Annotated in this window: 23 protein-coding genes, 1 tRNA gene and 1 pseudogene; 13 read left to right on the top strand and 12 right to left on the bottom strand. The window is 57.5% G+C overall.

Annotated features, from left to right (window positions below; genetic code table 11):
* Positions 1-37: 37 nt before the first annotated feature.
* Positions 38-1,771 carry an amidohydrolase family protein gene (locus tag ACOERD_RS21385; protein ID WP_419740380.1) on the top strand — a complete coding sequence of 578 codons (1,734 nt, stop codon included), beginning with the start codon at positions 38-40 and terminating at the stop codon, positions 1,769-1,771.
* A gap of 85 nt (positions 1,772-1,856) precedes the next feature.
* On the opposite strand, the gene ACOERD_RS21380 is transcribed toward ACOERD_RS21385, so the two are convergent.
* On the bottom strand, positions 1,857-3,599 hold the full coding sequence (locus tag ACOERD_RS21380) for an IS1634 family transposase (protein WP_419737624.1): 1,743 nt from the start codon (positions 3,597-3,599) through the stop codon (positions 1,857-1,859).
* Here ACOERD_RS21380 and ACOERD_RS21375 point away from each other — a divergent pair.
* Complete coding sequence (locus tag ACOERD_RS21375; RefSeq protein ID WP_419740379.1) at positions 3,592-3,801, top strand: hypothetical protein; 210 nt, start codon at positions 3,592-3,594, stop codon at positions 3,799-3,801. The two genes, ACOERD_RS21380 and ACOERD_RS21375, sit on opposite strands and share 8 nt — an antisense overlap.
* A 497-nt stretch (positions 3,802-4,298) precedes the next feature.
* Here ACOERD_RS21375 and ACOERD_RS21370 read toward each other — a convergent pair whose 3' ends face one another.
* The gene (locus ACOERD_RS21370; protein ID WP_419740378.1) at positions 4,299-4,508 is read right to left on the bottom strand and encodes a hypothetical protein; all 210 of its coding nucleotides are present in this window, start codon (positions 4,506-4,508) and stop codon (positions 4,299-4,301) included.
* Between ACOERD_RS21370 and ACOERD_RS21365 the strand changes: the two genes are divergently transcribed.
* Positions 4,501-6,243, top strand: coding sequence for an IS1634 family transposase (locus ACOERD_RS21365; protein WP_419737624.1), 1,743 nt, complete (start codon positions 4,501-4,503; stop codon positions 6,241-6,243). The two genes, ACOERD_RS21370 and ACOERD_RS21365, sit on opposite strands and share 8 nt — an antisense overlap.
* 253 nt (positions 6,244-6,496) lie before the next feature.
* Here ACOERD_RS21365 and ACOERD_RS21360 read toward each other — a convergent pair.
* Positions 6,497-6,572, bottom strand: a tRNA-Val gene (locus tag ACOERD_RS21360).
* Between the two features lie 214 nt (positions 6,573-6,786).
* Here ACOERD_RS21360 and modA point away from each other — a divergent pair.
* The 3 genes and pseudogenes from modA (at position 6,787) to modC (ending at position 9,359) form a co-directional block, all read left to right on the top strand.
* Entirely contained in the window at positions 6,787-7,566 is a 780-nt protein-coding gene (modA, locus tag ACOERD_RS21355) for a molybdate ABC transporter substrate-binding protein (RefSeq protein WP_419740377.1), read from the top strand.
* A gap of 5 nt (positions 7,567-7,571) precedes the next feature.
* The gene (modB, locus tag ACOERD_RS21350; RefSeq protein ID WP_419740376.1) at positions 7,572-8,264 is read left to right on the top strand and encodes a molybdate ABC transporter permease subunit; all 693 of its coding nucleotides are present in this window, start codon (positions 7,572-7,574) and stop codon (positions 8,262-8,264) included.
* Positions 8,261-9,359, top strand: a pseudogene (gene modC / locus ACOERD_RS21345) (molybdenum ABC transporter ATP-binding protein). Before modB ends, modC begins: the two are co-directional and overlap by 4 nt.
* Positions 9,360-9,361: 2 nt before the next feature.
* On the opposite strand, the gene ACOERD_RS21340 reads toward modC, so the two are convergent.
* Both ACOERD_RS21340 and ACOERD_RS21335 read right to left on the bottom strand, forming a co-directional pair.
* On the bottom strand, positions 9,362-10,255 hold the full coding sequence (locus ACOERD_RS21340) for a Hint domain-containing protein (RefSeq protein ID WP_419740375.1): 894 nt from the start codon (positions 10,253-10,255) through the stop codon (positions 9,362-9,364).
* 1 nt (position 10,256) lies between these two features.
* Positions 10,257-10,703, bottom strand: a complete 447-nt coding sequence (locus ACOERD_RS21335; protein WP_419740563.1) for a toxin-activating lysine-acyltransferase — start codon at positions 10,701-10,703, stop codon at positions 10,257-10,259.
* 226 nt (positions 10,704-10,929) lie between these two features.
* On the opposite strand from ACOERD_RS21335, the gene ACOERD_RS21330 reads away from it, so the two are divergent.
* Positions 10,930-11,340, top strand: a complete 411-nt coding sequence (locus ACOERD_RS21330) for a hypothetical protein (RefSeq protein WP_419740374.1) — start codon at positions 10,930-10,932, stop codon at positions 11,338-11,340.
* Between the two features lie 3 nt (positions 11,341-11,343).
* On the opposite strand, the gene hemF is transcribed toward ACOERD_RS21330, so the two are convergent.
* The 6 genes from hemF to ACOERD_RS21300 form a co-directional block, all read right to left on the bottom strand.
* Positions 11,344-12,228 carry an oxygen-dependent coproporphyrinogen oxidase gene (hemF, locus tag ACOERD_RS21325; RefSeq protein ID WP_419740373.1) on the bottom strand — a complete coding sequence of 295 codons (885 nt, stop codon included), beginning with the start codon at positions 12,226-12,228 and terminating at the stop codon, positions 11,344-11,346.
* A 2-nt stretch (positions 12,229-12,230) separates the two neighbouring features.
* Complete coding sequence (locus tag ACOERD_RS21320; protein ID WP_419740372.1) at positions 12,231-13,031, bottom strand: SDR family NAD(P)-dependent oxidoreductase; 801 nt, start codon at positions 13,029-13,031, stop codon at positions 12,231-12,233.
* A 35-nt stretch (positions 13,032-13,066) separates the two neighbouring features.
* Entirely contained in the window at positions 13,067-13,930 is an 864-nt protein-coding gene (locus tag ACOERD_RS21315) for a methyltransferase (RefSeq protein WP_419740371.1), read from the bottom strand.
* A 182-nt stretch (positions 13,931-14,112) separates the two neighbouring features.
* A complete protein-coding gene (istB, locus tag ACOERD_RS21310; RefSeq protein ID WP_419737606.1) occupies positions 14,113-14,844 on the bottom strand; it encodes an IS21-like element helper ATPase IstB in 732 nt (243 codons plus the stop codon).
* On the bottom strand, positions 14,831-16,339 hold the full coding sequence (gene istA, locus ACOERD_RS21305) for an IS21 family transposase (RefSeq protein WP_419737605.1): 1,509 nt from the start codon (positions 16,337-16,339) through the stop codon (positions 14,831-14,833). Before istA ends, istB begins: the two co-directional genes overlap by 14 nt.
* A gap of 111 nt (positions 16,340-16,450) precedes the next feature.
* Positions 16,451-16,906, bottom strand: a complete 456-nt coding sequence (locus tag ACOERD_RS21300) for an aldehyde dehydrogenase family protein (protein WP_419740370.1) — start codon at positions 16,904-16,906, stop codon at positions 16,451-16,453.
* Between the two features lie 696 nt (positions 16,907-17,602).
* Here ACOERD_RS21300 and ACOERD_RS21295 point away from each other — a divergent pair.
* Entirely contained in the window at positions 17,603-19,204 is a 1,602-nt protein-coding gene (locus ACOERD_RS21295) for a sugar ABC transporter ATP-binding protein (protein WP_419740369.1), read from the top strand.
* A 28-nt stretch (positions 19,205-19,232) separates the two neighbouring features.
* Positions 19,233-19,952, top strand: coding sequence for an ABC transporter permease (locus ACOERD_RS21290; RefSeq protein ID WP_419740368.1), 720 nt, complete (start codon positions 19,233-19,235; stop codon positions 19,950-19,952).
* Here ACOERD_RS21290 and ACOERD_RS21285 read toward each other — a convergent pair.
* Positions 19,853-20,092 carry a hypothetical protein gene (locus tag ACOERD_RS21285; protein WP_419740367.1) on the bottom strand — a complete coding sequence of 80 codons (240 nt, stop codon included), beginning with the start codon at positions 20,090-20,092 and terminating at the stop codon, positions 19,853-19,855. The two genes, ACOERD_RS21290 and ACOERD_RS21285, sit on opposite strands and share 100 nt — an antisense overlap.
* Here ACOERD_RS21285 and ACOERD_RS21280 point away from each other — a divergent pair.
* The 4 genes from ACOERD_RS21280 (at position 20,085) to ACOERD_RS21265 (ending at position 24,580) form a co-directional block, all read left to right on the top strand.
* A complete protein-coding gene (locus tag ACOERD_RS21280) occupies positions 20,085-21,827 on the top strand; it encodes an IS1634 family transposase (RefSeq protein WP_419737624.1) in 1,743 nt (580 codons plus the stop codon). The genes ACOERD_RS21285 and ACOERD_RS21280 overlap by 8 nt on opposite strands.
* 120 nt (positions 21,828-21,947) lie before the next feature.
* Positions 21,948-22,226, top strand: a complete 279-nt coding sequence (locus ACOERD_RS21275; RefSeq protein ID WP_419740366.1) for a hypothetical protein — start codon at positions 21,948-21,950, stop codon at positions 22,224-22,226.
* Positions 22,227-22,254: 28 nt separating this feature from the next.
* Positions 22,255-23,430, top strand: coding sequence for an ABC transporter permease (locus ACOERD_RS21270; protein WP_419740365.1), 1,176 nt, complete (start codon positions 22,255-22,257; stop codon positions 23,428-23,430).
* Between the two features lie 193 nt (positions 23,431-23,623).
* Entirely contained in the window at positions 23,624-24,580 is a 957-nt protein-coding gene (locus ACOERD_RS21265; protein WP_419740364.1) for a substrate-binding domain-containing protein, read from the top strand.
* Positions 24,581-24,660: the final 80 nt, after the last annotated feature.

Raw genomic sequence — 24,660 nt, 5'->3', positions numbered from 1 at the left:
AACATGCAATTCTGCTGATCAAAGGGAGAATCTATCCATGCGTACCCTGTTTCTGGCTGGCACGTTGTCCGTGTGTTCCACTTTCTGCGTCGCGCAAACATACGATGTGGTCATCCTCAACGGTCGGGTAATGGATCCGGAAACCGGGTTCGATCAGATCGCCAATGTAGGAATAAGCAACGGCTGGATCACCGCGATTACCGACAAAGATATTGACGGCAGAGAGGCAATCGACGCGACAGGGCACGTTGTGGCGCCCGGGTTTATCGACCTTGAACAACACGGGCTGGATCCTTGGGGTATCAAGGTTAACCTTCGCGATGGGGTTACGACTCAAATGGATTTTGAGGTCGGAGCCGCGAATATCGACGAGTGGTACGCTGCGCGCCAAGGCGTGACGCAGGCGAACTACGGCACAGTCATTGGACAAGAATTCGCACGGATGCGGGTGCATGACGGCCTTGTTCTGGAAGGTGGCGACATTGACTTCCGGAACTTCTTCGCACTTCGGGCACAATCCGTGGAAGACGGGGTCGAGGGTTGGTCGTCGGTTCCAAGCAACCGCGAGCAGATGAACGAAATCACCGCCCAACTGGATGAAGGGCTACGTCTCGGAGCCCTCGGCGTGGGATCTACCATTGGCTACGCCCGCGAAGGAATCACAACCTATGAGATGTTCGAAGCACAGCGGGCCGCTGCGCGTTATGGGCGGTTAACTTCGGTGCATCACCGGTTTCATCCAAGTGCTTCCACACCTACTGAGACACAGACCGGGGTCAACGAAATCCTGGTCAACGCGATGGTGCTGGACGCCCCGCTGCACATACACCACGACAATGACTATGGATGGTGGGAAAATCAGGAAAAACTCCAGATGGCCCGCGACCAAGGCTACAACGTCTGGTCCAGCTACTATCCTTGGACCGCCGGTTCGGGAAACTACGGCGCTTCGATCATCGCCCCCGAAAACTGGGAAGGGTCGATGGGGTACAAATACGAAGACACCATCTTTGACCCCCAGCTTGATCGCTTTGTGACCAAAGACGAGTTTTTGAGTTTCGCTGAGAATGAACCGGGACGGACGGCCATTGTTTTCAGCCCGCCAAGAGAGCAGTGGTTGAATGATTGGATCACCATCGCGGGCTATGGCATCTCGGGCGACGGTATGGCCGGGTTAGATATTGAGGGCAACTTGATGAGTTGGGATGCCCCTTACGAAGACTATGCCGGGCACCCTCGGTCCGCAGGCAGTCACGCGCTTGTCCTGAGACTGGCCCGTGAAGCGGATGTGCCGCTGATGCTCACACTCACTCAGCTGAGTTACATACATGCGAAGCGATTGGGTGACACTGGCTTGCGTGCAATGCAGGTGCGTGGGCGCATGCAAGAAGGCATGGTCGCGGATATCACGATTTTTGATCCGGAGACTGTGACCGAAAAGGCAAACTATACCCTTGGTCAGCAAGGTCTGCCGTCAGAAGGCATTCCGTATGTGCTGGTTAATGGCACGATTGTTGTCCGGAACAGCGAAGTGCAGCGGGATGTTTATGCCGGGCGGCCGATCCGGTTTCCAGTCGAAGAAAGTGGGCGTTTTGTTCCGGCTGGTCGCGAGCAGATCATGGGTATCCTCACACCGGACACCGGCACGGCCCGTCCAACACTGCTTGACGATATAACAGACAATGAAGCCAATATCGCACCCGCTGCGCCATCAACAAATCAGTTTGCATCGGTAAAGCCAACCCCTGACTTCCGACATTTTTTCGTATAAGTCATTGATATTATTATGCCTTGGTTGCCAAAAGGCACTACACGGACTTTTTTCGCCAGCGATTGTTTCGGAGTGTTGAGGGAGCTCAGGCTTTGGTCTGGCCAGTTTTTCGGGTGCGCCCGGGGGGTATCTTGAAAGGGGCTTCGTTCCAGGTCAGGCCGACGCAGGTGAGGATGCGTCTGGCATCGACCGTGGCATGGCTTGGCATGCCGTAGCGGTCAGGGGTGCCTTTGTGGCGCAGGATCGAGAGCTGCAATGCGTTCAACTCGTTGCGGATACGAGCCGGGCTCATCGGGTGTCCGAGCAGGTCCAGATGCTTGCGCAGGTGCTGCAGGCAGCAGAAGGCCATGTAGCAGATGGCGATATGGGCCCGGACCCGACGCGGCGACCAGTGATAGATGGGCCGGATTTTCAGATCGTGCTTGTTGGTGCGGAAGCAGGCTTCGATCTCCCACAACTGGTGATAGCGGGCAATGACGTCCTGTGCCTCCAGTTCGTCCGCACCATGAACAACAATGGCATGCAGCCCGTCCCATTGTGCCGCTGCCTTGATCTTTGCATCATCCAGCGTGACGTCCCCGCTGTCGGGGAAGGCCAGGAAGCGGCCATATCCCCGGCTGCTGAAGCTGCCGGGTTTGCGAGAGCGCTTGAGCTTCTTGTGCAGCTTTTCGATTGCCTTGTCGCGCTTGTGGGCATCATTGCGTGCCCGGGTGGGTGACCAGGTCACAATGACCCGCGCTCCCTCCTGGTCGATCACCTTGTACCAGCCCTTCTCGGTTGCCTCTTCAGAACCGTGTCCAGCCCAAGGCTGGCGTCCCTCCGGGCTCAAAATGTTCGCCTTCACGGCGGCCGGGGCGGACTTCATGCGATAGCCGAGGATGTAGGGCAGACCCTTGTTCTGCAACATCTGCTGGTTGTCCTTGCTGAGCATGGCGGCATCGGCCACGAACGTGACCCTGGCCACGTCGAAGCGTCCCTCCAACGCCTTCAGCGCAGCTTCCAGCGTATGACCTTCCCAGGTGTTTCCCGGGAAGAGTTCATAGCCCACAGGCAGCCCATCGGAGGTGACGATCAGCGCCAGCATGACCTGAGCGCGGTGATGCTTGCCATCCTTGCTGAAGCCCTTGGCCAGAAGATGATCCTGCTCGACCCCGTCCGCATCCTCGGCCGGGTCCTCGCGCTCGGTGTCAAAGGCCAGGGTCGTGCAATCGTAGAACAGCACGGTCACTGGCCCGCCCAGCAACTTCTCTGCCGCCGCGTGAGAGGTTTTGCAAATCCCGTCTATCACCGGCGTATTGATGTAATCCATGCTCCGATAGACCACGTCCAGATTGAGCGTGATGCCTGCCTGGTTCTCCAACGCCTCCACGGTCGCGCGCTTGCTCTCGGGCTGTGCGATCCGCGCCATAACCAGCTCTTTCACAATGCGATTGGCACTTTTACGCGCCGCCCCCAGAAGGGCCCCCCAACCCAGTTGGTCATACATCGTCCCCATGACATCCCGCAGACCCAGAGAGACCCGCGCCTCCTCACGGCACTCGGCAAGATCAACGCCAAGCTTGTCCGGCCGCGGAGCGCGGCGCACCAGCGCCTGCAGATCGGCATATTCCGTGGGCGTGAACAGTTCCATTTGCGGCGAGCGATCAATGCGTAATTGCTCCATCAAGCGGCCCGCCAGACGCTTGATATCCTCAATCTCGCTGTCGTTATGGGCCACACCCACATGGCGCAGGATCTTCTGGCGTACCTTGGAGCCGGTGCGGACGGATTCAACGATCTGGATCCGTGTGCGGTTGAGCTTTGCGTCATGTTTGGTGCGGATGAACATGGGCGAAGAGGTTAGCCATCTGAAGGCCCATGTCAATACTTTTTATAATAATGGGGCACTACAACGCGCCTCTGAGCAACCACACCTGAAAACAAACCAAAAACCCAGTCAGATCAACAAAAAGGTCGGAAGTCAGGAATATCGCACCCGCTGCGCCATCAACAAATCAGTTTGCATCGGTAAAGCCAACCGACCCGTTTGATTGGTTTACGCCTCGCAACGGTCTAGATGACGGTGCCCTTTTCTTTTGCGTCGTGCATGCTCGCTTCGAGGACCCTGCGCAGGCAAAACGCGACTATGCGAAGGCCATGATGTCAAAAATGGGAGGGTCTAGGCCTAATCAGTCGGAACAACGCAGAGCAAACTAATACGCAGAGTCTTGGAGCAGTGAAAATCGAAAGCCTTCTTTAGGCTGAGGTCGATCATCAGCAACCAGTCAGCCTAGGGCTGCTTTGCCCGCATCGCAGCTGTTCTTTAGATCGGATCAGAATGACCCCTTCGAGCCTCAAAGTGCTAAAAGCTGAGCCGAGGCTAAATGATAGCTTTGCTTGTCTCCACGAATCGCTCTCCTTGTCGCGCAACTCAGTCTCACGCGGCCACTTTGCAATGACCGGTCCATAGTTGACCTGACCCGTCAGCAACCAGTTTTGCAGTAGGCTCCGCATTAGCTGAGATGGCATGTAGAGCGTTGTACTGCGTTTATCTCCAGTGTTGGAGGTATTGTTTTCCGTTTAAGCTCAGCTGAGACGCAGCGGACATAGTTTCCTGACTTCCGACCTTTTTGTTGATCTGACTGGGTTTTTGGTTTGTTTTCAGGTGTGGTTGCTCAGAGGCGCGTTGTAGTGCCCCATTATTATAAAAAGTATTGACATGGGCCTTCAGATGGCTAACCTCTTCGCCCATGTTCATCCGCACCAAACATGACGCAAAGCTCAACCGCACACGGATCCAGATCGTTGAATCCGTCCGCACCGGCTCCAAGGTACGCCAGAAGATCCTGCGCCATGTGGGTGTGGCCCATAACGACAGCGAGATTGAGGATATCAAGCGTCTGGCGGGCCGCTTGATGGAGCAATTACGCATTGATCGCTCGCCGCAAATGGAACTGTTCACGCCCACGGAATATGCCGATCTGCAGGCGCTGGTGCGCCGCGCTCCGCGGCCGGACAAGCTTGGCGTTGATCTTGCCGAGTGCCGTGAGGAGGCGCGGGTCTCTCTGGGTCTGCGGGATGTCATGGGGACGATGTATGACCAACTGGGTTGGGGGGCCCTTCTGGGGGCGGCGCGTAAAAGTGCCAATCGCATTGTGAAAGAGCTGGTTATGGCGCGGATCGCACAGCCCGAGAGCAAGCGCGCGACCGTGGAGGCGTTGGAGAACCAGGCAGGCATCACGCTCAATCTGGACGTGGTCTATCGGAGCATGGATTACATCAATACGCCGGTGATAGACGGGATTTGCAAAACCTCTCACGCGGCGGCAGAGAAGTTGCTGGGCGGGCCAGTGACCGTGCTGTTCTACGATTGCACGACCCTGGCCTTTGACACCGAGCGCGAGGACCCGGCCGAGGATGCGGACGGGGTCGAGCAGGATCATCTTCTGGCCAAGGGCTTCAGCAAGGATGGCAAGCATCACCGCGCTCAGGTCATGCTGGCGCTGATCGTCACCTCCGATGGGCTGCCTGTGGGCTATGAACTCTTCCCGGGAAACACCTGGGAAGGTCATACGCTGGAAGCTGCGCTGAAGGCGTTGGAGGGACGCTTCGACGTGGCCAGGGTCACGTTCGTGGCCGATGCCGCCATGCTCAGCAAGGACAACCAGCAGATGTTGCAGAACAAGGGTCTGCCCTACATCCTCGGCTATCGCATGAAGTCCGCCCCGGCCGCCGTGAAGGCGAACATTTTGAGCCCGGAGGGACGCCAGCCTTGGGCTGGACACGGTTCTGAAGAGGCAACCGAGAAGGGCTGGTACAAGGTGATCGACCAGGAGGGAGCGCGGGTCATTGTGACCTGGTCACCCACCCGGGCACGCAATGATGCCCACAAGCGCGACAAGGCAATCGAAAAGCTGCACAAGAAGCTCAAGCGCTCTCGCAAACCCGGCAGCTTCAGCAGCCGGGGATATGGCCGCTTCCTGGCCTTCCCCGACAGCGGGGACGTCACGCTGGATGATGCAAAGATCAAGGCAGCGGCACAATGGGACGGGCTGCATGCCATTGTTGTTCATGGTGCGGACGAACTGGAGGCACAGGACGTCATTGCCCGCTATCACCAGTTGTGGGAGATCGAAGCCTGCTTCCGCACCAACAAGCACGATCTGAAAATCCGGCCCATCTATCACTGGTCGCCGCGTCGGGTCCGGGCCCATATCGCCATCTGCTACATGGCCTTCTGCTGCCTGCAGCACCTGCGCAAGCATCTGGACCTGCTCGGACACCCGATGAGCCCGGCTCGTATCCGCAACGAGTTGAACGCATTGCAGCTCTCGATCCTGCGCCACAAAGGCACCCCTGACCGCTACGGCATGCCAAGCCATGCCACGGTCGATGCCAGACGCATCCTCACCTGCGTCGGCCTGACCTGGAACGAAGCCCCTTTCAAGATACCCCCCGGGCGCACCCGAAAAACTGGCCAGACCAAAGCCTGAGCTCCCTCAACACTCCGAAACAATCGCTGGCGAAAAAAGTCCGTGTAGTGCCTTTTGGCAACCAAGGCATAATAATATCAATGACTTATACGAAAAAATGTCGGAAGTCAGGAGCGTTGTACTGCGTTTATCTCCAGTGTTGGAGGTATTGTTTTCCGTTTAAGCTCAGCTGAGACGCAGCGGACATAGTTTCATGCGCAACGTATCAAGAGGCGCTTGTCGCGTAAGACCTTGATGCATCGTGGGGAAAGGATGGTGGGTGATGAGAGACTCGAACTCCCGACATCTTCGGTGTAAACGAAGCGCTCTACCAACTGAGCTAATCACCCGTGACGCTGCATGTAGCCAAGCCTGAGGACGGGTGCAAGAGGGTTCGCACGAATTTCTTGCCTTTCTTCAGGTGTCGCGTCAGCGATGGCTGCCTGTTCCGCCAAAGGCATCACTGCACACCCGATTGAAGGCAAAGTCTGAAAGGCGCTTGCGCGACGCCTGTTGCCTCCGATATCTCCGTTAGGGACCGAAACCCCTCAGGCTGGAGAGGACATGGCCCGACACTCCCCTCGCCGTTTTCTTGTGGCAGCGCTGGTGCTTGGCGCGTGTTTTCTGGCTCCGCTTCGGGCCGGGGCAGATGGGATTTTGGTGTTTGCGGCGGCCAGTCTGAAAACCGCTTTGGATGAGGTCTCGACCGTGTATCAGCGCGAAACCGGCAACGATGTCACGATTTCATATGCCGCGTCCTCGGTTCTTGCGCGTCAGTTGCAGCAAGGCGCTCCGGCTGATCTGTTCATTTCCGCGAATAAGGATTGGATGGATGTGTTGCAGAAGGATGACGTGATCAAGCCCGAAACCCGAGTCGCCCTCTTGGGCAATGGATTGGTACTGATCGGAGCCGCGCCGCAGACACATATTGGCGAAGTCTCAGCGGGTTATGATCTGGCCGAACATCTTGAGGGCGGCTTTCTTGCCATGGCGTTGGTCGATGCCGTTCCCGCAGGGATCTACGGAAAGGCCGCGTTGCAGAGCCTTGGCCTGTGGGACGCGGTGCAGCGTCAGGTCGCGCAAACCGACAATGTGCGTGCGGCACTGGCTTTGGTCGCGACCGGCGCGGCACCTATGGGCATTGTCTACCGGACGGACGCTCAGGCTGACGCGCGGGTTGGTGTTGTTGGCAGCTTCACAGAAGACAGCCACCCGCCCATCATTTACCCGGTCGCCGAGACGTCCTTTGCCAAGCCAGAGGCGCAGGATTTTCTGACCTTTCTTCAGAGCGAATTCGCGTCAGATGTGTTCAAGGGGCAGGGGTTCTCTCTGCCTGAACGGTGAGCCTTATGGATTGGTTGGGCCCTGCCGAGATTGAGGCGTTGAAACTATCCTTGCGGGTGTCGTTTTGGGCAACGCTGGCGACTTTGCCATTTGGGATACTCGTGGCCTACGCTTTGGCGCGCTGGCGTTTTCCGGGACGGCAGGTGTTGAATGGTCTAGTGCATTTGCCCCTGATCCTACCGCCCGTGGTCACTGGCTACCTGCTGCTGTTGACTTTCGGCATTCAGGGTCCTATCGAGCGCATATTGGGCGAGTTCGGGATCGTTGTTGCTTTCCGGTGGACGGGTGCTGCGATGGCGGCTGGGATTATGGCGTTCCCTTTGATGGTGCGGGCCATCCGTCTGTCAATCGAGGCCGTCGACCCTCGGCTTGAACAGGCTGGGGCTACGCTGGGGGCTTCGCGCCCTTGGGTGTTTGCGACGGTGACATTACCAATGATCCTGCCGGGCGTCATCGCGGGGGCCATTCTGGCCTTTGCCAAGGCGATGGGTGAATTCGGTGCCACGATCACCTTTGTGTCGAACATTCCGGGCCAGACCCAAACGCTGCCATCAGCCGTCTACGCCTTCCTGCAGGTGCCGGGGGGTGAGGCAGCGGCGACCCGGTTGGTCGTCATCTCGATCATCATTGCGATGGGGGCTTTATTGTTGTCAGAATACGTAGGGCGCCGTGCGGCGGCACGGGTGGCCGGGTCATGAGCCTGTCCGTTCGACTGCGTCACAGCCTTGAGGGGCTGGATCTGGACCTCAACTTTGAGGCTCCGCCGGGTGTGACGGTTCTGTTCGGGCGCTCAGGGTCGGGCAAGACAACGGTGGTAAACGCCGTGGCGGGTCTGTTGCGACCCGAGGCCGGGCGCGTCGCCGTGGATGATTGGGTCCTTTTCGACACGGACACCAAGCTTTGGCTGCCGCCGCACAAACGCAGGCTCGGCTATATCTTTCAGGAAGGACGTCTGTTCCCTCACCTGACCGTGCGCCAGAACCTGTCTTTCGGGCGCTGGTTTGCTCCGCGGTCTGCAAAGCGTGAGGACCCGGACAAAGTGATCGAGATGCTGGGCATTGGACTTGCTTGACCGTCGTCCGGCTGGTTTGTCCGGGGGGGAGAAGCAGCGGGTCGCGATCGGACGCGCCTTGCTAGCCAGCCCACGCCTAATTCTGGCTGACGAACCTCTGGCTGCGTTAGATGAAGGCCGGAAGGCTGAGATCCTGCCTTACTTTGAGCGTCTTCGGGATGAGGTCTCAGTTCCAATTCTCTATGTCACGCATTCCGCGGCTGAGGTCGCGCGACTTGCGACCTCGGTTGTTGCACTGCAGGATGGCAAGGTGGCGCGCCATGGCCCAGCCTCTGAGGTTCTGGCCGATCCGTCCGTGACACCCGCGGGCGTTCGCGCAGTTGGCGCGGTGCTGCAAGTGCGTGTTCGGGCCCATCACGGGGACGGTTTGACCGAGTTGGACGCGGGTGGAGAGTCGCTGTTTCTGCCGCGTATCCCGCATCAGATCGGCGCAGAGCTTCGCATTCGTATACCCGCGCAAGAGGTGATCTTGTCCAACCAGCCTCCGGCGGGACTGTCGGCGCTGAACGTTCTGTCGGGCACGGTCGAGACGATCCGCGCCGGGGACGGGCCAGGTGCGATTATCTCGATGGACACTTCGGCAGGTATCGTGCTGGCGCGGATCACCCGTCGTTCTGTCGCGGGGCTTGGCCTGCAACCGGGTGCGCGATGCTATGCCGTGATCAAAACGGTTGCGTTGGCGCCGCAGGATGTGGGCGGGCGGATCGGCCCGACAGGTTAGAGTTAGGCCAAGGCGCGGGCCTCATGCTCGCGCAGGATCATACGAGCAGCGCGTCCGAAGCCGGTGGATTTATCCGGGGTGCGATCGGGAAAGATCGAGGCCAGCTCCTGCAGCCCGTCCGAGGACAGGGAATGCAACGCTTCGTTGCCCAGAAACAGGCTCTCTGCCAATGCGCCTTCGGCGGTCAGAATCTCATGCTGATCCAGCAGGATATGCAGGTATTCGACCGGCTGGTCTGAGGTGTCGACGAAGATACCCGGCCATGAACACAGGTGTTTTGCGGCGACCAGAACCTCGGCGGCGCCAAATAGCAGCTCGACTTTCGGTCCTTGAATCAGGACGCGATGTTGCTGCGACACCAGAAGATCGCGCGAGGGTATGTCGGGCCCAAGGCTGCCGCGCAGGATACGCACGGGCCGCAGATCAGGGTCACGACGCAATCGCTCGGGTGGGATCGGGCTGGCCTCAATCCACCGAATAGGCTGCAGCCCGTGATCTTTGGTCTGGACCAGATCGCCGACTGTCAGGGCCTCGACGAGCTCTGGTCCAGTTCCGGTTTCGATCAACGTTCCGGCGGTGAAGCAGACGCCCTGAATGGAAATGGTGATGGTCGCCTGACCAACGAAAATCCCATCGGACCCCTGAATGACGAACGTGTCGGTCGCAATCTGGTTAAAGTCGAGGCTGTCAAAGAACGTGGGATCGACCGTATAGGTCCATTCGCCGGTATCTGCGTCTATCGTAGCTGTCCCATTGGCCGGAGGGGTCGCGATTGCCCAATTGTCGACATCAAACGTTCCCGGGGTAGTGCCGAGAATGACCTGCCCGGTGGCAACGTTTGGCGGTGAGCCCGTGACATCCCCTGTCAAATCACCCGTGACCGGAACCGAGACCATGCTAGCCCTCGCCTTTTTCCAGCAGGCGTTTGAAATCCTTCTTACGATAGAGCTTCATATGGACCTCGCCCGCGGCATCACGGCTCCATTCTACGATCCGGTTCTGGCCCATGTCACCAACCAGACGGTTCGTTCGGACGCGGGGGTGTGGTATTTCTGCCTTGAGAATGTCGACAATTTCATTCGTCTGCCCGAACGGCGCAACCAGATCGACGATCCAGAACGAGGACCCGCTAGTGAAATCCGCATCCTTCAGGGGCTTTTCCTGAATGGCATATCTATTTTCAGCCTCACGGCTGAGGCCGGCAAAGGTTACGAACCCTCGGGGAAAGCCGTTCTGGCGGAAGATGTGGTATTGCCCCAGCCGCAACGGCGTTTCAAAGGCATAGAGAACCTGCGCCAAACTGCGTTTCTGATGCGTTGGGGTTAGGCCTGCCAAATAGAACATTGCCCCGAAATCAGCGTATTTCTCGGGCGAGAGGTCAAACCAGTCCTTTGGAAATGTTTGGCTCACGGGGACACCAGACTTGCGATGAATATCATGATGATATGCGCCGCCGTGCCGGTTTCATATAAATATTTTGATGTGTTTGCGGTCTGTTGCCGTGCGCCCTCTCGACCCAACCTCCAATTGTGTTACTCTCATGGAACAGAGTTTATTTCAGGATGTTCAGATGATGCGCGTTGCCAAACTCATTGCGGTCTCAGCCTTTGTTTTCGCACCCCAGCTTGCGCAGGCTGTCGGCTTCGGTGTCCGGGTAGGGCCACAAAACCGGACCCAGATAACGCCGTTGGAGGGTGGCATCTATGAGGTCAAGGCTATCGGATCATCGGCGCCAGTGAACTACTGGTGCGGGATCGGCGATTTCGCGATACGTACGCTGGGCGTACCCGGCCCGACGCGCATTTATATCTACCGTGCCTATGAGCCGGGCGTACGCACGGTGCAATTCTCACTGACCCCACCTCCGGGCGCGGATACCGATCCGGGCTATTCCATCACGGTCAGAAAGGTCGGAGAGAATATGTCGGCGACCTCGGCACAGGCCTATTGCTTTGACAACTTCATGGATTTTGGGTTCTGAGCCTCAGACCCATTTCGCCATGGGCGGCAAGCTCATCAGCACCGCATCCGGATCGTGGCCTGTCTCAAGCCCGAACTTGGTGCCCCGATCATAGACCAGATTGTATTCGGCGTAGAGGCCCCGATGCACCAGCTGGGTGTCTTTGTCAGCGTCTGAGAAGCTCTGAACCCGGCGTTTTTCGACCAGCGGCAGGAAAGCGGGCAAGAAGGCTCTACCGATATCCTGCGTCAGGGCGAAATCCGCCTGCCAGTCATCGGTGCAGTAGTCATCCATGAAGATACCGCCAACGCCGCGCGCGCGTTTGCGGTGGGGGATGTAGAAATACTCATCCGCCCAGTCCTTAAGGCGCGGATAGTGGCTTGGTCCGTGCGGGTCCAGATGCGCCTTCTGGGTCGCGTGGAAGTGGGCGGTATCGTCGTCATATTCGATGCAAGGGTTCAGGTCTGACCCGCCGCCAAACCACCAGGCATGCGGTGTCCAGAACATGCGCGTGTTCATGTGAACGGCGGGGGCATGCGGGTTTTGCATATGGGCGACCAGAGAAATGCCGGAGGCCCAGAACCGTGGATCCTCGGTCATGCCAGGGATGCCCTTTCGTGCCGCCATGGCCTGTTGTGCGCGTTCGCCCAACGTGCCGTAGACGGTCGAGACATTGACGCCGACCTTTTCGAACACGCGCCCGCCCCGCATCACAGACATCAGCCCGCCGCCCGCGTCCGAGCCGTCCTCGGACTGGCGTTTGGTTTCTTTTACTTCGAAACGACCGGGAGTTGCGTCAGCAAACGGACCGGTGTCGTGGCTGTCCTCCAGCGCTTCAAAAGCAGCAACGATATCGTCGCGCAATTGTCGGAACCAGGCTGAGGCGGTGGTCTTTTCGGTATCAAACATGGTCAATGCGCCGGGGCTGCAACGGGGTCCAGCAAGGTGCGGCCGCCGTCAATTGTCAGGATCTGGCCAGTGATAAACCCTGCCGCGTCCGAGGCCAGAAACTGCGCTGTTTCCGTCAGTTCGGTCGGGGCCGCGATCCGGGCCAGAGGGGTGTGTTTCTCGATATCGTTGCGGAAATCGCGGTTTTCTTTCAGTGTCGATTGCAGAGATGCGCTCATCACCGACCCCAGCGCGATCGAGTTCACGCGGATACGGTTGGGGGCCAGTGCAACCGCCAGCGAGCGGGTCATCTGATCCAATGCAGCGGTCGAGACGGAATAGGCCATCAGGTCCGGATGGGTGCGCCGCGCGGCGATCGAGGACAGGTTGATGATTGAGCCCGCCGGGTTTTCCTCTTCCTCGCCGGATTGTTTGATCATCCGCTTGGCCGCCAACTGGCTGAGGCGCAGGGCGGGCATCAGGTTCTGGTTCAGCAAGGTCCGGACCGAGTCGTCATCGGGGTCCAGCGGATCGGACGGGATCACCTGACGCGCACCGTTGATCAGAATGTCGACCTGATCGAACGCATCCAGTGTCGCCGACAGCAGGTTGGCGATGGTCAGCTTTTCGCGCAGATCACCGGCGAAATAGCGGATGTTGCTATCGTCGGCCTGCTCACCCAATTCCTCGGCCAGCCGTTTTTCATCCATATCTGCAAAGACGACATTGGCCCCGGCATCTGCAAAATGCCGCCCGATGGCCAACCCAATCCCGTTGGCCCCGCCGGTTACAATCGCTGTCTTGCCAGCTATGGAAAAGGACATCCGAATCCTCCTGATTTGGGGCAGGTTAGCCGGGCTTAGGCCCGGGGGCGAGAGGCTTGAAATACCTTGAACCGATTGTCGCCTGCCACTTCCTGAACTTGGGCGAAGGATTCGGCCAGTGTTGCCTCATAGGGCAGGTGGCGGTTGGCAACCATCCACAGGGTGCCGTTGCGGGTCAGGTTCTTCGCGGCGGACTTGATGAAGCCCTGCCCCAACGCCGGATCGGCACTGCGTGAGGTGTGAAAGGGCGGGTTCATGATGACGGTGTCGATAGGCTCGGGCGCGGTCCAGGTCACCGCATCCGCCCAGTGAAACTGAGCACGCGCATCGGGGACGTTTGCTTGCGCGCATGTCAGCGCGGCGTGATCCGCCTCAACCAGATGAAGGGCTTTGAGGCGGTCACTCTGCAGCAGACCCGCCGACAGATACCCCCAACCTGCGCCCAAATCAGCCACGCGGGGGCCAATCTTGTCCGGCAAGGACTGTGCCAGAAGGGCCGAGGCCGGGTCGATCCCATCGGCAGAAAACACACCCGGAGCGGTCACGTAACCATCCACGCTTTGCTTCTCGGGTGCTGCCCAATCGGTAAAGGCTTCGGCGTCGGCCTGAAACCAGAAGATCTTGCCATGGGCCTTGGAAATAGGGCCTTCGATGGCAACACGCTTGCGGATGTCTTTCAGAATGCTGTCAACACCGTTGGTTTTGGCACCGTCAACAACGATTGTCCCGCTGGCATGGCTGCACGCCTGCTGCACCAGCGACCGGGCCAGCGCCTTGGCGCGGGGCAGAAACACCAGCGCGTCGCTGCAAGCGGCGTCAAGCACCGGTTTGGTGGCAAAGCCCTGACCAGCGAAATGAGCATGGAAAGGTTTGAACGGCTGAATCATGTCAATCGGCATTGAATAATGACCCCCCATCGGCGTCCAAATTTGACCCCCCTTGGAGCTAAGAGGGGCGTTGAGGGGGTCGTGTTTAGGTTGATTCAGGAGGGGGTGGACAGCAGGTGAAACCGAAAAGAGAGCGTAGCTCGACTGAAGGTTTGACCTGCTGTCTGTTTTGAATTTATTCCCCGATTTCGAGGTTAGTCGCGGTGGTTAATTCGCCAGCTTTCGTTCCCGGTTTCGATGATATCGCAATGGTGTGTCAGTCGATCCAGGAGAGCAGTGGTCATTTTGGCATCTGTGAACACACTCGGCCATTCAGCAAATGCGAGGTTGGTTGTTAGCAGAATAGACGTTCGCTCGTACAGTTTGCTGATGAGATGGAAGAGTAATCGTCCACCAGACTCTGCGAACGGCAGATAACCGAGTTCGTCTATAATCACGAGGTCGACGCGGATCAGCTGCTCGCTGAGCCGCCCGGCGTTGCCTTCGCGATGTTCAGCCTCCAGCTTGTTCGCGAGATCCACAGCGCTGAAGAACCTGACCCGCCGGCGGTTATTGACCGCGTGGCCCCCGATCGCTGTTGCGAGATGCGTTTTGCCCGATCCGGTTCCACCGACCAGCACGCCATTCCTGGCCTGGTCCATAAAATCGCCGTCATGAAGATTGCGCACGACTTCCTCGTTGACGGGGCTGACCGTGAAGTCGAACTCAGGTAAGGACTTGCAGACCGGGAACTTTGCGGCACCCATCTGATACCGGATCGAGCGCGCAGTCTTTTCGGCCAGTTCGGCCGTGAGGAGTTCGGCCACGACCTGTTGGGGCCGCCAGTTGTTTTTGGCTGCGGCCTGCATCACTTCGTCAAAGCAGTTGACGATGCCTGGCAACTTCAGTTGACGGGCAAGTTCGAGAATTTCCTTACGCAGTTGCATGGGAGCCTCCAAGCCTGTCATAGCGAGCGCAATCCGCGATCGGTGCCATTTTCAGCTGCAGGTGGGCAGGCGGCTCAATCGCCTTTGGCGGCGGGGGATTGGTGCGCCGAGAGACAATGTTCAGGATCGCATCGGCCTTGCGCAGGCCAGATTTTAGAGCTTCTTCGCAGGCAGCCTCGACCACATCAATGTCGTGCTGGTAAGCAGCGAAAAGAATATCGGCAAGTTGCCGGTCTCCGTCGGATGTGCCCCGCAGATGGGTCCAGATCTGCGTCATTGCCGGTGGTAGGTCCCAGTCACGGAACGGTGCTCCATTGCGCAGAGCGCCAGGCTTGCGCTTGAGGACGGGCACATAGTGCCAAGGGTTGAAGATCGTTTTTCCTCGGCCGAAGCACCGTTCGTGCTCTCCGACAATCTCACCGTCTTGGCGCAGGACAATCCGCGTGGCGTAGACCTGCAACTGGACCTGACGTCCAACAGCTCTTGCCTCAACGCTGTATTTGTTTCTTTCGAAGTTGATCAGGCAGGTTCGGCTCACGGCGACCGTCTTTTCACGGAACCCGACGAAGGGCTTCTGCAGATGCGTCAGCAGCGGCTTTTCCTGCTGGAACTCCTCCCAGACCGTCACCTCCAGGTTTTCCGGATGCCGCAGTTCTTTTGCGCGTTTGATCGCGTCTTTTTGCAGCCGGGCATTCAATTCATCGAAGTCGGCCACCTCCAGACGCGGTGTAAAACTATAGGCGCGGCTCTCCTTGACCAGATTCTCAACCTGACCCTTCTCCCAACCGGCCGCGCGCGTACAGGCGATCGGGTTCACCAGATGATGAGAACACATCCGGGAGAATGCCTTGTTGAACTTTCTTTCCTTGCCCGACAGGATCGCATCGACGGCGGTCGTCATGTTATCGTAGATCCCGTTGATGCAGCCTCCACCAAAGAATTTGAAGGCCTCGTCGTGGGCATCAAAGACCATCTCCTGCGTCTCGCGCGGATAGGCAATGGAGAATGGCATGCGGCTATGGCAAAGTTTGAAATGGGCAACCTTCACGGTCGTGAGTGCACCGTCCATCAAAACCGTCTCCACACTCCAGTCGAACTGGTACGCCTCCCCAGGATCAAAGATCAGCGGGATGAACGCCTGCGCCTGTTGTCGGCCGTGCGCAATGCGCCAATTCTTTGTGTAGCGTCGAACACTGTCATACCCGCCGCCAAAACCATCATCGGAGAGTTCCTTCCAGATTTTGGTCATCCGCTTGCGGTGTTTCTTCGGAAGCGCCTCGTTCTCCTCAAGCGTTTCATCCAGACGCGCGCGCCAAGGCCCGAGCACCGGGTATGGCTGCGATTTGCGCTCATATTTGAACTCCGTCACTCCCGATCGGATTATCTTTCGAACCGTTGCACGGCTCAAATTGAGCGAACGGCAAATTTCCTTGATGCTCTTTTTTTCGATCAGGTGTAAGCGACGCACTTTTCTAATAGTTTCCACGCAAATCATCCCGCTTGCCTCTCCATCGACTGCTCAATGAAAAGGATGTCTACAACCATAGGGAGGGGTCAAATTTGGACGCCGATTTCCCCGCTTAGGGGGTCAAAATTGCACGCTTTTCTACACGGATGGTTTCAGAACGGTGGTGTTACCGGCCATCATGGAGCCTACGACCGGGATCAGGGACAGGTTGAAAGGGAAGTTCCACGCACCGATGACAAGCGTGGTGCCGAGCGGTTCGGCGACGATGTAGCTTTTGCCGGGCTGGTTCAGCAGGTTTGTCGAAACCTTGCGTGGCTTGGCCCAGTGTTTCAAGTGTTTGATGGCGAGCTCCAGCTCTTCGAAAAGAGGGAACATCTCGGTCAGCTGCGTGTGATGCTTCGACTTGCCGCAGTCGTTGTAAATGGCGTCGTATAGCTCTGGCTCATGGGCACGCAGCAGGCCTTCGAACTTTTTCAGCTGCTCCAGTCGAAATTCGATGGGCAGCGTCACCTTGGAGCGGAAATAGGCTTTCTGTTTGTCTACAATGCTGCGGATTTCATCTTCGACGGCGGTGAATTCTGTTTGAGCGTTCATTGTTACATCCTCTGTTTCTTGGCGGTGAGAACCCGCCGCGTGATGCAGAGAGTTTGGTGCCCGAACGGCCATTCCGACATGTTCGCACCGGACAAGGTCCTGACAATTTCGGACAACGCGCTGGCCCAGTAGGCTCATGGGCACGCTCTCAATCATGGAGCTGAAGCGGACTTTGAGGTATCTGCTTCAAATTGCGACTTGGTCCGCTAGGCAGATCTTGATGCCGATTGCAGCGAAGTTCCGCTGTCCGTCCTACTCGCAAACGCTGCGCCGTCCGCTTGTACTACCTGAGTTTTGCCATTGCCTTGGGACTCCAGGCGTTCGCGCCGAAGTGCAAAGTATTACGCAAGAAAGCTCCCTTCGAGCTCTACTGCAGTGTTTTCGGCAAACTTCGCGCCATTGATAAAGACACCCAATATACTTTCACTGGTGAAACACTCAAAATGGGCAATGCCTGTCGAACGATCAAAGCAAGCGGGTAGGATTTCAGTGATGGCCGTTCTCTCATTGAATTAGCAAGGTCAAGCGCAAAGATTCAATATTTTTGTTAATTACCAATGTACTACGTGATTTTGCAAAGGCTGAACCCCGCACTATGTTTGCCGACTTCAAGGTCGGATCAAGCACTTAAGCAGTTCCTCTTTTACTCTAGGGAAAAAACCTATTGACGCTCCACCAGCGCTTATTGTTTCGTATATGAAACCGTTTTACAGAGAATCGTTTAGATCGGCGAAGGGAGGCGCTGTGATGGCGAAACAAGAATCCGCACTGCGTGCGCAACAAGGAACCGAAAGCCAGATCACAGTGTCCCTCAGCGGGATTGGCATGTCATTTTCAGGCGTATCTGTTCTGAGGGATGTCGACCTCGTTTTCGACGGTGACGAAATCCATACTTTGATGGGCGAGAATGGCGCCGGGAAAAGCACGCTGGTCAAAATCATCTCTGGCGTACAGAAACCCACATTTGGAAAATTCCAGATTGATGGTGAAACTGTAGAATTCGATGCCCCGCGCGATGCCGAAAAACACGGCATCGTCATCATGCATCAAGAACTCAGCCTGATCCCGGAAATGACAGTGGCCGAAAATGTCCTGCTTGGGCATGAGCCCCGGAAGTTCGGCGCGTTCATCGACCGCAAAGCGCTGAGGGAGAAGGCAAAGAAGGCGTTGGCTCGATTTGGCTTCACGCTGGACATCGACACCCCGGTCAAAGATTTGCGTGTAGGCGAACAGCAACTTGTCGAAATCGCTCGCGCTTTGTTGATGAATGCGCGGCTGCTAATCATGGACGAACCTACCTCAGCCCTGTCGCAAGCTGAAGCTGACATTCTGATGGAAGTTGTGCGCGATCTGGCCCTACAGGGGGTTGCCGTAGTCTACATCTCGCACCGATTGGATGAAGTGTTTGAAATCTCAGACCGGGTTACGGTTTTGCGTGATGGCAACCTGATCGGCACGCGGCTGGCCACCGAAACGACGTCAGCCGAACTGATCCGTATGATGGTCGGTCGCACCGTCGAGATCAACGCCGTTGAACGTCAGAACCCGGCGACCGATGAAACCGTATTGCAGGTCGCCAACCTATCGGCCTGGGACGGCAAACGCAAAGTGCTGGACGACGTTTCATTCGATCTCAAGCGCGGAGAGATTCTGGGTATCGGCGGCCTTTTGGGGGCGGGCCGGACTGAGTTGCTGGAGACATTGTTCGGCGCGAGAGGTGCCAGTTATCAGGGTGAGATAACGTTGGAAGGTAAACAAATGCGACCCGTCAAGCCTCAGGACGGTGTGCGCAGTGGGCTGGCCCTGATCACAGAAGATCGCAAGGGCAACGGCCTGATCCTTGATCGCTCGATCTCATCAAACGTGGCATTGCCGTTGATGCCTTTACAGTCCCGTTTTGGGCGGTTTTCCGAGGCCGAGCAGCGCAAACAAGCGCTTAAGGCCATCGAAACACTCAAGGTCGCGGCAACCGGCCCCGAGCATCCGGTTGGCAAGCTCAGCGGGGGCAATCAGCAGAAGGTGGTTCTGGGCAAATGGCTGGCAACGCAGCCCCGTGTCCTTCTGCTGGATGAGCCCACACGCGGTATCGACATCGGCGCCAAGGACGAAATTTATGACCTCGTAGGACGATTGGCGGATCAGGGTATCTCGGTTTTGTTCGCAAGTTCTGAGTTGTCTGAGTTCATGGCCGTCTGCGACCGCATGATTGTGCTGTGCGAAGGCCAGATGGCCAGAGAACTTTCCCGAAAAGAAATGTCCGTGGATTCAATCAAGGCCCTGGCGATGCAGTTCCGCTAACTGCCCCGGCCCACAAATGAGAAAAGACATGACCGTTATGGAACCCAACAGCCCGACAGTGAAACAAGATCGCCCAGGTGCGGCAATGTTCATGCTGCTATTGAGCAAGACCAAACTATATTGGGGACTGTTCGCCCTGATCCTGTTTGGTGCGCTGACCTCTCCCCTTTCTTCAAAGGGCAACAACATCTTTCTGTCACTGGGTAACCTGACGGACATCCTGCGTCAGGTGTCGGTGACTGGAATTGTCGCGGTCGGGATGACGATGGTGATTTTCATCGCAGGCATTGATCTGTCAGTGGGGTCTGTCATGGCTCTGGGCACGGTGATTTGTGCCATGCTGCTCACACAGGAAGGCTGGACAGCTGCAAGTTACTTTGGCGTGCCTGCAACCGGTATTGTCCTTTTTGTGACCATCGCGGCCTTGATCTACTTCGTACAAAGTAACCTGAACCGAACCTCAGAAAGAGCCGCTACAACGAGCGCGCCGTCGCGGATGCTGAGCCGTCTGGTCGCTGCTGCAATCGCAATTGGTGTGATGGTCTGGTTGGCTGGTCAGGTCATGCCGAAATTCGGAGTTCTGGCCGTGCTGATCGTGGTGCCTTGCATCGGCGCTGTCATGGGCACGGTGAACGGCGCTCTGATCGTCTACGGCCGCCTGCAACCCTTTATCGTGACGCTGGCGATGATGGTGGGTGCGCTGGGTTTGGCGCGGGTCATTGCCGGGCAAGATACGGCTGTTTCCTGACTTCCGACCTTTTTGTTGATCTGACTGGGTTTTTGGTTTGTTTTCAGGTGTGGTTGCTCAGAGGCGCGTTGTAGTGCCCCATTATTATAAAAAGTATTGACATGGGCCTTCAGATGGCTAACCTCTTCGCCCATGTTCATCCGCACCAAACATGACGCAAAGCTCAACCGCACACGGATCCAGATCGTTGAATCCGTCCGCACCGGCTCCAAGGTACGCCAGAAGATCCTGCGCCATGTGGGTGTGGCCCATAACGACAGCGAGATTGAGGATATCAAGCGTCTGGCGGGCCGCTTGATGGAGCAATTACGCATTGATCGCTCGCCGCAAATGGAACTGTTCACGCCCACGGAATATGCCGATCTGCAGGCGCTGGTGCGCCGCGCTCCGCGGCCGGACAAGCTTGGCGTTGATCTTGCCGAGTGCCGTGAGGAGGCGCGGGTCTCTCTGGGTCTGCGGGATGTCATGGGGACGATGTATGACCAACTGGGTTGGGGGGCCCTTCTGGGGGCGGCGCGTAAAAGTGCCAATCGCATTGTGAAAGAGCTGGTTATGGCGCGGATCGCACAGCCCGAGAGCAAGCGCGCGACCGTGGAGGCGTTGGAGAACCAGGCAGGCATCACGCTCAATCTGGACGTGGTCTATCGGAGCATGGATTACATCAATACGCCGGTGATAGACGGGATTTGCAAAACCTCTCACGCGGCGGCAGAGAAGTTGCTGGGCGGGCCAGTGACCGTGCTGTTCTACGATTGCACGACCCTGGCCTTTGACACCGAGCGCGAGGACCCGGCCGAGGATGCGGACGGGGTCGAGCAGGATCATCTTCTGGCCAAGGGCTTCAGCAAGGATGGCAAGCATCACCGCGCTCAGGTCATGCTGGCGCTGATCGTCACCTCCGATGGGCTGCCTGTGGGCTATGAACTCTTCCCGGGAAACACCTGGGAAGGTCATACGCTGGAAGCTGCGCTGAAGGCGTTGGAGGGACGCTTCGACGTGGCCAGGGTCACGTTCGTGGCCGATGCCGCCATGCTCAGCAAGGACAACCAGCAGATGTTGCAGAACAAGGGTCTGCCCTACATCCTCGGCTATCGCATGAAGTCCGCCCCGGCCGCCGTGAAGGCGAACATTTTGAGCCCGGAGGGACGCCAGCCTTGGGCTGGACACGGTTCTGAAGAGGCAACCGAGAAGGGCTGGTACAAGGTGATCGACCAGGAGGGAGCGCGGGTCATTGTGACCTGGTCACCCACCCGGGCACGCAATGATGCCCACAAGCGCGACAAGGCAATCGAAAAGCTGCACAAGAAGCTCAAGCGCTCTCGCAAACCCGGCAGCTTCAGCAGCCGGGGATATGGCCGCTTCCTGGCCTTCCCCGACAGCGGGGACGTCACGCTGGATGATGCAAAGATCAAGGCAGCGGCACAATGGGACGGGCTGCATGCCATTGTTGTTCATGGTGCGGACGAACTGGAGGCACAGGACGTCATTGCCCGCTATCACCAGTTGTGGGAGATCGAAGCCTGCTTCCGCACCAACAAGCACGATCTGAAAATCCGGCCCATCTATCACTGGTCGCCGCGTCGGGTCCGGGCCCATATCGCCATCTGCTACATGGCCTTCTGCTGCCTGCAGCACCTGCGCAAGCATCTGGACCTGCTCGGACACCCGATGAGCCCGGCTCGTATCCGCAACGAGTTGAACGCATTGCAGCTCTCGATCCTGCGCCACAAAGGCACCCCTGACCGCTACGGCATGCCAAGCCATGCCACGGTCGATGCCAGACGCATCCTCACCTGCGTCGGCCTGACCTGGAACGAAGCCCCTTTCAAGATACCCCCCGGGCGCACCCGAAAAACTGGCCAGACCAAAGCCTGAGCTCCCTCAACACTCCGAAACAATCGCTGGCGAAAAAAGTCCGTGTAGTGCCTTTTGGCAACCAAGGCATAATAATATCAATGACTTATACGAAAAAATGTCGGAAGTCAGGAGCAGAAGGTGGTTCTGGGCAAATGGCTGGCAACGCAGCCCCGTGTCCTTCTGCTGGATGAGCCCACACGCGGTATCGACATCGGCGCCAAGGACGAAATTTATGACCTCGTAGGACGATTGGCGGATCAGGGTATCTCGGTTTTGTTCGCAAGTTCTGAGTTGTCTGAGTTCATGGCCGTCTGCGACCGCATGATTGTGCTGTGCGAAGGCCAGATGGCCAGAGAACTTTCCCGAAAAGAAATGTCCGTGGATTCAATCAAGGCCCTGGCGATGCAGTTCCGCTAACTGCCCCGGCCCACAAATGAGAAAAGACATGACCGTTATGGAACCCAACAGCCCGACAGTGAAACAAGATCGCCCAGGTGCGGCAATGTTCATGCTGCTATTGAGCAAGACCAAACTATATTGGGGACTGTTCGCCCTGATCCTGTTTGGTGCGCTGACCTCTCCCCTTTCTTCAAAGGGCAACAACATCTTTCTGTCACTGGGTAACCTGACGGACATCCTGCGTCAGGTGTCGGTGACTGGAATTGTCGCGGTCGGGATGACGATGGTGATTTTCATCGCAGGCATTGATCTGTCAGTGGGGTCTGTCATGGCTCTGGGCACGGTGATTTGTGCCATGCTGCTCACACAGGAAGGCTGGACAGCTGCAAGTTACTTTGGCGTGCCTGCAACCGGTATTGTCCTTTTTGTGACCATCGCGGCCTTGATCTACTTCGTACAAAGTAACCTGAACCGAACCTCAGAAAGAGCCGCTACAACGAGCGCGCCGTCGCGGATGCTGAGCCGTCTGGTCGCTGCTGCAATCGCAATTGGTGTGATGGTCTGGTTGGCTGGTCAGGTCATGCCGAAATTCGGAGTTCTGGCCGTGCTGATCGTGGTGCCTTGCATCGGCGCTGTCATGGGCACGGTGAACGGCGCTCTGATCGTCTACGGCCGCCTGCAACCCTTTATCGTGACGCTGGCGATGATGGTGGGTGCGCTGGGTTTGGCGCGGGTCATTGCCGGGCAAGATACGGCTGTTTATCCGGTCTACACCGGAAGCAACGCGACCGAGAATTTCGAAATGTTGCGTGAATTGCTGTGGGGCGTCCTGCCCGTACCTGGGCTTTTCTTCCTTGGTGTCCTGTTGGTCTTTTTCCTGATCACGCGGTTCACCACCTTTGGCAGCTACCTGATGGCCATCGGCGGTAATGAAGAGGCCGCGCGTCTGGCGGGTATCAATGTGGGGCGCAACAAGATCATCACCTACGCGCTGGCCGGCGGCCTCTCAGCGCTGGCTGGCGTCCTTTATGTCGCGCAATTCCGGCAGGGCAAACCGGATGCCGGATTGGGACTGGAACTGGATGCGATTGCAGCCGTTGTTATTGGTGGCACCAGCCTTATGGGCGGTCGTGGCGCGATCATGGGCACATTCGTCGGGGTGCTGATCTTCGGCTTCCTCAGCAACATCCTGCAACTCAACAACATCGACAGCAACACGTAGCTGGTGCTGAAAGGCATCATCATCGTGGTCGCCGTCCTGCTTCAGGAAGGGCGATTGGAAGAGATCTTTGTCATGGCGAAAGAGCGCCTCGGCAGAGGGAGGAGGCTCTGACCTCAAATCTTGGCGGACCAAGGTCAGAGCAATCAGAACGCGGGAATTTGGAGAAACCCGCATCATGACTAAGGAGTAGACTATGAAAAGAAGAGTATTTGGCAAGGGCCTGATGGCCGCCACCGCGCTCGTAACCTCGTTTTCGGCCTCGATGGTACTGGCGGCTGACAACTATGTGATCGGATTTTCGCAGGTAACCACAGTTGAGCCCTGGCGTGTCCAGTTCAACAAGGATCTGCGTGCGGAAGCAGACCAGCACGACAATGTCGAGCTGATCATCGCGGACGCCAACGACCGCACCGAAAAGCAGGTGGCGGATGTGGAGAACTTTATCCGTCAGGAAGTTGACGCGATCCTGATCTCGCCCAAGGAATCTGCCGGTCTGACCGGTGTAGTCGAGCAGGCAACAGACGCTGGCATCCCTGTCTTTGTTCTGGACCGCAACGTGGACACCGAAAAGTTCGTTCAGTGGGTCGGCGGCGACAACGAACTGATCGGCCGCGAAGCCGGTAAGTTTGCGCTGGACCAGCTGGGCGGTGCGGGTGCAGCAAAAGGCACCATCGTTGAGATCTGGGGAGGCCTGGGAACACAAGCTGCCCATGACCGCGCAAATGGTTTCCACGAGGCGTTTGAAGGCGAAGAAGGCGTGACCTTCCTGCTTGATCAGCAGTCGGGCGATTGGAAACAGGATCAGGCTTACGACATCATGTCGACCGCCCTGCGCAACTATGAAGATATCACCATGGTTTACGGCCACAACGATCCGATGGCTTATGGTGCATATCTGGCCGCCAAGGACGCTGGCCGCGCGGATAATATCATCTTCATCGGTGTTGACGCTCTGCCAGGTGAAGGCGTGACCTGGGTCGCCAATGGCGAACTGTCGGCCACATTCTTGTATCCAACTCCTGGTGCCGAAGGTCTTCGTCAGGCACTGAAACACCTGAAAGGCGAAGAGGTGCCAAAGTCGGTCGTCATGGGCACCGAGGCAATCACTGCCGATAACGCAGGAGAAATCCTGAAGAAGAACGGCCTGTAAGGACCAATCAGGCCGGTTTCCTTTCTCCTCCCTGTCGGGGTGGCCGGTCGGACACGCAGGGGCTTGCGCCCCTGCGGTCT

It is taken from the genome of Ruegeria sp. (assembly GCF_965199275.1).
In the GTDB taxonomy this organism is placed as follows: Bacteria; Pseudomonadota; Alphaproteobacteria; order Rhodobacterales; family Rhodobacteraceae; genus Ruegeria.
Note: the sequence above shows the minus strand (reverse complement) of the source record. Positions and strands in the feature narration are given on the sequence as shown.